At 51.7% G+C, this 10,106-nt stretch carries 9 protein-coding genes; 6 read left to right on the forward strand and 3 right to left on the reverse strand.

All coding sequences use genetic code 11. The features are described from left to right. Positions 1-143 precede the first annotated feature (143 nt). The 3 genes from KTQ90_RS11720 to KTQ90_RS11730 are packed head-to-tail and all read left to right on the forward strand — an operon-like array spanning position 144 to position 1,078. On the forward strand, positions 144-359 hold the full coding sequence (locus KTQ90_RS11720; RefSeq protein ID WP_022157180.1) for a YtxH domain-containing protein: 216 nt from the start codon (positions 144-146) through the stop codon (positions 357-359). A 32-nt stretch (positions 360-391) separates the two neighbouring features. Next, positions 392-742, forward strand: a complete 351-nt coding sequence (locus KTQ90_RS11725) for a phage holin family protein (protein ID WP_022157181.1) — start codon at positions 392-394, stop codon at positions 740-742. Between the two features lie 30 nt (positions 743-772). Beyond that, on the forward strand, positions 773-1,078 hold the full coding sequence (locus tag KTQ90_RS11730; protein WP_217318596.1) for a hypothetical protein: 306 nt from the start codon (positions 773-775) through the stop codon (positions 1,076-1,078). Positions 1,079-1,160: 82 nt separating this feature from the next. Here KTQ90_RS11730 and KTQ90_RS11735 read toward each other — a convergent pair whose 3' ends face one another. From KTQ90_RS11735 to KTQ90_RS11745, 3 genes are all read right to left on the reverse strand, one after another. Beyond that, positions 1,161-1,949 carry an MBL fold metallo-hydrolase gene (locus KTQ90_RS11735; RefSeq protein ID WP_217318597.1) on the reverse strand — a complete coding sequence of 263 codons (789 nt, stop codon included), beginning with the start codon at positions 1,947-1,949 and terminating at the stop codon, positions 1,161-1,163. An 83-nt stretch (positions 1,950-2,032) separates the two neighbouring features. After that, positions 2,033-3,049, reverse strand: a complete 1,017-nt coding sequence (gene murB, locus KTQ90_RS11740; protein ID WP_217318598.1) for a UDP-N-acetylmuramate dehydrogenase — start codon at positions 3,047-3,049, stop codon at positions 2,033-2,035. 21 nt (positions 3,050-3,070) lie between these two features. Beyond that, a complete protein-coding gene (locus KTQ90_RS11745) occupies positions 3,071-3,919 on the reverse strand; it encodes a DUF4348 domain-containing protein (RefSeq protein ID WP_217318599.1) in 849 nt (282 codons plus the stop codon). A 151-nt stretch (positions 3,920-4,070) separates the two neighbouring features. Here KTQ90_RS11745 and pheS point away from each other — a divergent pair, with 151 nt between their 5' ends. The 3 genes from pheS (at position 4,071) to KTQ90_RS11760 (ending at position 9,776) form a co-directional block, all read left to right on the forward strand. After that, positions 4,071-5,105 (forward strand): phenylalanine--tRNA ligase subunit alpha, encoded by a 1,035-nt coding sequence (gene pheS, locus KTQ90_RS11750; RefSeq protein WP_217318600.1) that lies wholly within the window; start codon positions 4,071-4,073, stop codon positions 5,103-5,105. Between the two features lie 186 nt (positions 5,106-5,291). Next, complete coding sequence (locus KTQ90_RS11755; protein ID WP_217318601.1) at positions 5,292-8,933, forward strand: AAA domain-containing protein; 3,642 nt, start codon at positions 5,292-5,294, stop codon at positions 8,931-8,933. 51 nt (positions 8,934-8,984) lie between these two features. Then, the gene (locus KTQ90_RS11760) at positions 8,985-9,776 is read left to right on the forward strand and encodes an MBL fold metallo-hydrolase (protein ID WP_217318602.1); all 792 of its coding nucleotides are present in this window, start codon (positions 8,985-8,987) and stop codon (positions 9,774-9,776) included. The last annotated feature ends 330 nt before the right edge of the window (positions 9,777-10,106 follow it).

Raw genomic sequence — 10,106 nt, forward strand, 5'->3', positions numbered from 1 at the left:
AAACACTTGTAAATCGCTCATTTTTAGCTATTCGGCATATTTTAGCAGAATTTTTAATAAAAAAACTCGTCAACAAACTACGAAATACGAAAAGTTTTGCTATATTTGCACTATCATAATTTATTAACTTAAAAATAAAAGACATGAAAGCATTAGGTTACATTGGAGCATTCCTCGGCGGTGCACTCGCCGGAACTGCATTAGGAGTTCTTCTCGCTCCGGAGAAGGGTAGCGAGACACGTACACGCATCGGTGACGCTGTTGACGACTTCTGCAAGAAGCACAACATCCGCGTTAGCCGCAAGGAGGTTGAAGACCTTGTTGACGACATCAAGGACGCAACTGAAAACGAAGATTAATAACAAGCAACGAAAGCAAAACGAAAAGCAAGATGTTCTCAACAGATAAAAACATAGAGACCATTGCTGAGCTTATCGAAGCTGTCAGAAATTACATCGGGCTTCAGACAAAGTTTGTGAAGCTCGATGTAATTGAAAAGATAGTGCGTCTGCTCACAGCCCTGACAATGGTGGCTGTGCTTTTGCTGCTTCTTTTCATCGGACTCATCTACCTCTCGTTCGCAGCAGCTTACGCTCTCGCACCACTGATGGGCATGGCATTGGCTTTTGCCTGCGTAGCCGGTGGCTACTTCATCATGCTCATCCTCTGCGTTATGTTCAGAAAGAGATGGATAGAACGCCCACTCGTAAAGTTTCTCGCTGGTCTGCTGATGAACGAATAGTAGTCAGCCTAAATTCACACATAAACACTTATGTCAAAAATCGAACCTATCGAAGCTGTCGAACAGCCGCAAAACATCCAGTCGCTTGAGGACATAGCTGCATACAAGGATAAATTGCGCAAACAAATAGAACACGAAGAGGAGTGTATAGCCGACAAGTGGAACGAACTGTTTCACAAGGAGGAGCCTGCGCCTCAAGGCAAGGCTCAGAAGCTCTTACGTATGGTGAGCCTTGGTTCGGGTATGTTCGACGGCATGATGCTCGGTTGGAAGCTTTATCGCAAATATCAAGAGGGTGCGTTCTTGTTCGGAGGCAAAAAAAAGAAGCATAGATAAACATCTACGCTTCATTATTTCTTAATACTTTTCAAGTTTTTACGTTGTTAAGACTCAATACTTAACAACTCTAATTCGGCATCTAACGCTCCATCGTTAGTTTTAGTCCGTCGTATGCCAGACTGAGTCCTTCCGGCATACGCTTTTCCGCCTCATCATACAGTCCGATATGATGGCAAACATGCGTTATATACGTCTGCTTTGCGCCAATCTTATGCGCAAACTCAGCCGCGTCAGCCACAAGTTGGTGCGAATGGTGCTCTTTCTCAAAGCGCAAAGCGTTCACAACAAGCGTCTCTACCCCATCAAGATACGGCAACTCTGCGTCGCCGATAGTCTTCATGTCCGTAATATACGCAAACTTGCCTATACGAAAGCCGAGAATCGGCATCTTGCCGTGCATCACTTCTATAGGTATTATCTCCAAATCGCCAATGCGCAATGGTTTGTGCGGACGGATGGTGTGCAGTTCAAGACGCGGAACGCCAGGATACAGATGCTCGCCGAAGCAATACGGCATAATCTGATGCACATGGTTGCACGTCTTCTCGTCGCCGTACAGATTTATCGGTCCGAACACCGAGAACGGGCGCAAGTCGTCGATTCCTCCTACGTGGTCGTAGTGGATATGTGTCATCAGTATGGCGTCGAACGGCTTGAACGGCAACGGCATCAGCTGTTGGCGTATATCGGGTCCGCAGTCGATAAGCACGCGTGTGCCTGTCTCCGACTCTACAAGCGCCACACAGCGCAGACGATGGTCGCGCGGATCTTTACTGCGACACACTTCGCACTGGCAACCAAGCGACGGTACACCACCCGAAGTGCCTGTACCGAGCAAGGTTACAGTTATATTATTGTTGCTGCACATTATTCTGAACTAATCTTTTTGCTGTTCCGTGTCCTTCTACCTATACTCCCTACCCTTCGCTTTTGCGAAGAGACAAAGGAGTTCTATATTACATTCACTTCCGGATGTATCTCTATACCAAACTTAGCGCGTACATCTTCAATGATGCGCTTATAGAGTGTGACAACCTCCTCACCGGTTGCGCCTCCTCGATTGACAAGCACGAGCGCCTGACGGTCGTGTACGCCTGCCCTTCCGAGCGATGCGCCCTTCCATCCGCACTGTTCTATCATCCATCCAGCCGGAATCTTGATATGGTCAGCATCCACTACGTAATGAGGCATTCCTTCGTGTTGCGCAGCGAGGCGTTCGTAAACATCGCGCCCTACAACAGGGTTCATAAAGAAGCTGCCTGCATTGCCAGTCACCTTCGGATCGGGGAGCTTAGCCTCGCGTATATTGATAATGGTTTGACGCAACTGCTGAGCCGTCGGCTTACTGATGCCCTGCTCCTCAAGCGAATGGCGAATATTGCCATAGTCAAGATCCGGACAGAAGTCAAGCGAGAAGCAATAAGTGACGTAAGTAATCACATAATGGTCTTTCCACTCGTTCTTGAAGCGGCTCTGACGATAAGCATAGCGGCAGTCTTCGTTAGAGAACTCCACCACATTGCCGGTAGCAATCTCCACAGCCTCAACTTTCGTAATCAGATCCTTGGCTTCAGCGCCGTATGCACCGATGTTCTGCACCGCACTTGCGCCCACTTCGCCCGGTATAAGCGAGAGATTCTCTGCTCCATGCCATCCTTTTTCTACGGCATAAGCCACGATGTCGTCCCATGTTTCGCCCGAACCGCAGCGCAACCACACCTTACCTTCGCTTTCCTTCACTACCTCGCGCCCCATTATTGCAGAATGAAGCACAAGTCCGGGGAAGTCGCGTGTGAGCAGAAGATTGCTTCCGCCGCCGATAATCAGCAACGGCTTGTCTTCGGCTGTTATCGAACGCACGCAAGTCTGCAGTTCGTCTACGTTGTCGAACTCTACAAAGCGGCGGCAATTGCCCGATATGCCGAAGGTGTTATGATTGAGGAGATTATAGTTCTTTATATCTTTCATCACTTTTCAAGTTTTCGCACGTTACATTATAAGTTTCATAAGCTTCCACTTTCTGCCGATGCGGCGGAAAGTAAGCTCAGTCTCGATGCCATTGGCTATGCCTCGGATAACAAAAATCTTCTGTCTGCTCTCCGTGTATTTCTGTCCGTACAGAATGTTATAAATCACCTTATGTGGCAGTTCCGGTGCGAACGAAAGCCACTGCTCAGGCGCAAGTATTCCGCTCATCGTTTCGAAATCGTCGTCAGGATTAGGACCGGTGAACTCCAGTGGGTCGTTCACGCTTGCCACCTGAAACGTAGTGTCGTTGACGAACTTCTGATAGAAATGCAGGAACGAAGCATTCTTGCTCTTGGCGAGACTCTCGTTGCGAATGGAAGTCATCATCCACAAGCCCTGCTTGCGTTCGAAGACATACTGCTTCACGCTATATCTTTTCAGATTGATGCGCTCCACAACAACGTGTGAGATAGACGTGTCTTTCACCACATCCATTTGGCGTGGACTGTCAAAAATCAAGGTATAGAAGTCCTGTCGCATGAAGAAATGGTCTATCTTCCAGTTTTTCTTTGCGAGATAAGTGGTCTTCTCACCCGTAACAATGGGCAGCGGAAACTCGATGCGCTTAATCTGCAACTTGCGGTTTGCCGCGAAGTTGAAGAAGAAGTCGTCGAACAATTCGTCAGCAGCCTTCGGCATCGGCGTCTCTGCGATGATTTCCTCTATAGAGTCAGTCACAGCGCCTGTGTCTGCCGTCATAATGGTATCAGTATCTGCATCAGATGCGCTTTTTCCGGTGCAAGATGAAGACGAAAAACAAACAATGCCCACAAAAATAGCGAGCACTACAAATATAACAGCTTTTCTCATACTACAATTAATACATTTGTCAGGCTCTATCAAGCCCTCAAATTTTTGGCAAAAGTACAACTTTATTTCGATAAACTTCTTTATTAGCCTAAAAAATATTACCTTTGCAATGTTTTTTTATAAGTTAGTAAATAAGCTATATAATTATAATATGTTAGAAAAGATAGAAGAGCTTCTTAAGGAAGTGAACAATCTTACAGCATCGAATGCTGAAGAGATTGAACAGCTGCGACTTAAATACCTGAGCAAAAAGGGCGAGATTACAGCTCTCATGGCTGACTTCCGCAACGTACCTGCGGATCAGAAGAAGGTTGTAGGTATGAAGATCAACGAGTTGAAGCAGGCAGCTTTGCAGAAGATCAACGATCTGAAAGAGCAGAACGCAGAGGCTGAGGAATCGGCTGACGACATCGACCTGACACGCTCGGCTTACCCGATAAGCCTCGGCACACGCCATCCGCTTACAATCGTAAAGAATCAGATCATCGACATATTCCAGCGCATGGGCTTCACATTGGCTGAGGGTCCTGAGATTGACGACGACTTGCACGTGTTTACAAAGTTGAACTTCGCTGCCGACCATCCGGCACGCGACATGCAAGACACATTCTTCATCGAGCAGAATGCGAAGGACGTCACAAAGAACATCCTTCTGCGTTCGCACACATCCAACGACCAGAGCCGCATCATGGAGCGTCAGCAGCCTCCTATCCGCGTCATCTGCCCGGGTCGTGTATATCGTAACGAGGCCATCTCGGCACGCGCTCACTGCTTCTTCCACCAGCTTGAGGGTCTCTACGTAGACAAGAACGTATCGTTCACCGACCTGAAGCAGGTGCTTCTCACCTTCGCACGCGAGTTGTTCGGTCCCGACACCAAGATTCGTCTGCGCCCGAGCTACTTCCCGTTCACAGAGCCAAGCGCCGAGATGGACATCTCTTGCCACATCTGCGGCGGTAAGGGTTGCGGCTTCTGCAAGCATACCGGCTGGGTAGAGATCTTAGGTTGCGGCATGGTCGACCCGAACGTGCTTGAGGCTTGCGGCATCGACAGCAAGGTGTACACCGGCTACGCTTTCGGTCTCGGCATCGAGCGCATCACCAACCTGAAGTATCGTGTAGCCGACCTGCGTATGTTCTCAGAGAACGACGTGCGCTTCCTCGACGGATTCGTGGCTGCCGACTAAAAGCATACATTATATATAATATATAAACCGACTGGAGCAAAGTCCCGTTGTTGTACATTACACGACAACGGGGCTTTGCTCCAGTCGTTTTTTTATGCCAACAGCACATCTTTTTTATTATATAGCCACATTTTAGGCTAACTAATTTCGGTTTGTGCTCAGTTTATGCTAACTTTGTTGCTAACTATGCACTCAAACAACACGATAGAAAAGAGTTTCACTACAGAACATGCCATGCTGTTCTTCAAGGAGATTGAAGAAGTGGCTGCGGGCTACTTCGACATTCATGCGAAGTATGCCATGCTGCGCGATGTATTCAGGCGCGTAGTGAACCAAGCACTCTCACAAACAAGTATCAACTTCATAGGTCTGTTCGCAAAGGTCGACTATCTTATGAAACAGTTGGACGTGCCCACCAGCAAAGCCCAACTGATTCACGACACGCGACGCATGCTGAACGCCATACATACCACATCCGGCGACGAACTCGCCGCAGCCTTTCCGTACGACGTTAAGGCTACGGCATTGTTGGTGGAGCTGCTGAGCGGCAGAACGGCGCCCGAGTCGCTTTCTGCATACTTCGCCACGACCGACCGCAAGCGCCGCTGGAGCAAACTCGACGCCAATGTGCTGCGCTGCATCGTCAACAGTTGGGACGACGTGTATATCTACGCTACGGAGGAGCAGAACGCCACCGAGATAAAGATATGCTACAGCAGACAGAATGCCTATCTGTGGCTCAACGGTAAGGGCGACTGGTCGTACCTGAAACAGATTCTGCACAAGGACGTGCAGCTGAACCTCGTGCGCATTCGCATTGAGGACGGCGTCTACATGCCCGAACTTATCATCTACGAGCCCGACTACCTTATAGACATCACCGCCATAGCCTCATGCTTCGAGACCTACGCCGAGTCGCCTTACGTCAGCTTGGTGAACGCCGTGAAGCCGCAGCCCAACACCATACACATCCACTTGGGTAATCTGGCTGGCCAATTTCTCGACGAGACCATACACGAGCGCCATTCGACGTTCAACGAGAGCATCGTCAGCTTCTTCCACAGCAACGCCATCGGACTTACCTCGTGCGACGACCTGAAGAAGAAGCCCGTCGTGGAGCAATTCTACAAGGAGGCGCAACAGCAGCAGCGCAACATCGAGCGGCTGATTGGCGAGGTGCTGCCGCAGGAGGTAGACGAGTACGACAATCACGAAGTGGTGCTCGAGCCTACGTTCTTCAGCGAGGTGCTGGGCATTCAGGGACGTCTCGACTTGCTGCACGAGAAGAACGGCAACGTGACCATCATCGAGCAGAAATCGGGCAAAGGCGCTTTCGTGCCCTTCACCGCCGACGGCTTCAACCCCAACCGACCCGAACCGCAGGAGAAGCATCTCGTACAGCTCTCGCTCTACCGCGCCTTGTTCAACTACGAGTTTGGCAAGCGTGCCGACCAGCTGCGCCACTTCATGCTTCTCTACTCGAAGTATTCGGAGGGCTTGGTGTCGATAGCCAGCATGCCCGAGCTCACCCTGCGCGCCATACGCATGCGCAACCTGCTGGCGTGGCTCCACATCGACTGCGCCAACAACGGCTTCGGCATACTCAGATCGTTAACACCCGATACGCTCAACCGCAACATGCTTAGCGGCCGATTGTGGGACGAATGGGTGCGCCCCGAACTGGAGCGTACGCTCAACCCTATACGCATGGCTACACCGCTGGAGCTTGCCTACTATCTGCGCTTCATGCGCTTCGTCAGCAAGGAGCATCTGCTCTCCAAGATTGGCAACAAGACTAAAGACGACAGCGGTTTTGCCGCCGTATGGCTCGACACGCTCGAGGACAAGCGCGCGGCGGGCAACATATACGAGGGGCTCACCATCGCCTCGTTCGGCGAGAACGGCGACGCCGTGGAGAGCCTGCAGCTGAAGTTCAGCGAGGCGCGCTCTGTAGATACGTCCAACTTCCGCACGGGCGACATCGTCATCGTCTATCCCTACAGCTTGGGCTGTGTGCCTAACGCCTGCGCACAGATGGTGAACCGCGCTTCTATCAGCGACATCACGGAGGAAGGCGTGGAGGTGGTGCTGCGCAACTCGCAGACCGACCGCCGCGTGTTCGACCTCTCCGAGGACGTGCGCTGGGCTATTGAGCACGACATGTTCGAGTCGTCGGTGAAGTCGCTGTACAGCGGCATACATAGTTTTCTCTCCGCAAGCAAAGAACGCCGCGACCTGCTGCTCTGCCAGCGCGAGCCGACAATCGACGAGAGCCAGAAGCTCTGCGGCGACTACGGCTCGTTCAACACGCTCGTAGCCCGTGCCAAGCAAGCGCGCGACATCTTCCTCGTCATCGGACCGCCGGGCACTGGCAAGACATCGTTCGGACTGCTCAACATTCTGAAAGAAGAACTCACCAACCCCGCAGCCAACGTGGTTCTGCTTTCGTACACCAACCGCGCCGTCGACGAGATTTGCAGCAAACTCGTCGAGAGCGGCATCGACTTCCTGCGCATCGGCTCTGAACTCAACTGCGACAAGGCGTTCAGCGACCACCTGCTCTGCTACCGCGCTAAGGACTGCCGCAATGCGCGTGCCGTCAGCGAACTTATCGCCAACACGCGTGTGTTCTGCGCCACGACATCGGCGCTCAACGCCAACATCCACTTGCTGAAGATAAAGCACTTCGACCTCGCCATCATCGACGAGTCGTCGCAGATACTGGAGCCGCATCTCATCGGACTGCTCGCAGCCCACACCTCCACAACTCAAAACTCACAACTCAAAATTCAAAACTCCATAAGCCGCTTCGTGCTCATCGGCGACCATAAGCAGTTGCCGGCTGTGGTGCAGCAGACTGCGGAGGAGTCGCGTGTGGACGAGCCAGAGCTGCACGCCATTAATCTCACCGACTGCCGTCTGTCGCTCTTCGAGCGTCTGCTCAAGTGGTTCAAGACCGCAGAGGGCTACGACCCGCGCTTCGTCTATATGCTCACGCATCAGGGACGCATGCATCAGGAGATAGCCGAGTTTCCGAATATCGAGTTCTACGGTGGCAAACTCTCCGTCGTGCCGCTACCCCATCAGACGCTGCCGACGGGTACGGATGTGACGGAAAGCACTCAACACTCAACACTCAACACTCAACATTCCACATTCAACACTCCACATTCCACATTCAACATTCCACATTCAACACTCAACACTCCGAACGGCATCGTTCGGATGTTGAACGCCCACCGCATAGCGTTCATCGCCTCGCCCCATGTAGACAACACCACGGCGATGAAGACCAACCAGGCTGAAGCGGAGATAATAGCCGCCACGGTGATGCAGATATACCGCAGCACAGCCGACCGCTTCGACGAGGCGCAGACCGTGGGCATCATCGTGCCCTACCGCAACCAGATTGCCACGATACGCAGCGCCATCGACGCTGCCTACCGCACGATGTACGGCGACGCCGACAGCAAGCAGGCTGAAGCGCAGCGCAACAAGCTCCACAACATCACCATCGACACCGTGGAACGCTACCAGGGTTCGCAGCGCGACTATATCATCTATGGCTTCACCGTGCGACAGCGCTACCAGCTCGACTTCCTCACGAACAACACGTTCGAGGAGGACGCCATGCGCATCGACCGCAAGCTGAACGTAGCCATGACGCGCGCCCGTCTGCACATGCTGATGGTGGGCAACCCCGAGGTGCTGCGACAGGACGAGACGTTCAGCCGACTCATCGACTTCGCCAAGCACAGCGGAGCCTACTACGACATACCGGTGGACAGATATTGCGCAGGCGACTTCCCCGTGAACACCGGCAACTGATTCGTTTCCGCGCAAATAAAGACAACTGATAACATAAAAAAACATAGCAACATGAACAAGATAACTATGCTCGGCACTGGCAACGCAACCGTTACGCAGTGCTACAACACATGCTTCGCGCTACAGACCGACACCACCCTACTGCTCGTTGACGGCGGAGGCGGCAACGGCGTGCTCGCACAGCTGAAGAGGGCTGGCATCGCCATCGCCGACATTCATCATCTCTTCGTAACCCACTCCCACACCGACCACATCCTCGGCGTGATATGGCTGATACGCATGGTAGCGCAGTGCAAGGGCTACGAGGGTCGGCTACATGTGTATGGCAACGACAAGGTGCAGCTCGTGATACGCACCATCATCGACATGATTCTCGCCAAGAAACAGCTGGCGAAGGTGGCTGAGCGTGTGGTCTTCCACGAACTGCACGATGGCGACAAGTTCGAGGTGGGCGACATCGGTATGCAGTGCTTCGACATCCACTCCACGAAGGAGAAGCAGTATGGTTTCCGTGCCGAACTGCCCGGAACTACGGTCGCATGTCTTGGCGACGAACCGTACAACCAGCAGAACCGTCTCATGGTAGAACACGCCGACTGGCTGCTCTGCGAGGCTTTCTGCCTCTACGCCGACCGCGAGGAGTTCAAGCCCTACGAGAAGTCGCACAGCACGGCGCTCGACGCCGGCAAGCTCGCCACCGAACTCGGCGTGAAGAACCTGCTGCTCTATCACACCGAGGAGAAAACACTCGCCACACGCCGCGAGACATACACGCGCGAAGCGGCACAACACTTCAAGGGCCGCATCGTTGTGCCCGACGACCTGGAAGAAGTTCTGCTGTAATTGATTACAAACATCACAATATAATCAAGGGTCTATACGCCAACTTTTCATCGTGGCATATAGACCCTTGCATATTGTTTAGTAGCAAACGCCAGCATATAACTTATCTATTGGGAATATCAAATCCCAATTTTTTCCCCAAACGATATTACCAAACTCTATCTTAAACTTTTTGAATTTGTTTTCATTCAAGTAAGAGTTATATTGCGGATGTGGATGATTTCTGATAAAATTACGCTAAAATCAGCCGAATAGCTAAAAATGAACTATTTATGAGTTTTTCACCTCAACAGAGGTAATGATTTAGCAACAGTTCTAAATTCTGCAATC

The sequence above is a fragment of the Leyella stercorea genome, assembly GCF_019052365.1.
Classification (GTDB): Bacteria; Bacteroidota; Bacteroidia; order Bacteroidales; family Bacteroidaceae; genus Prevotella.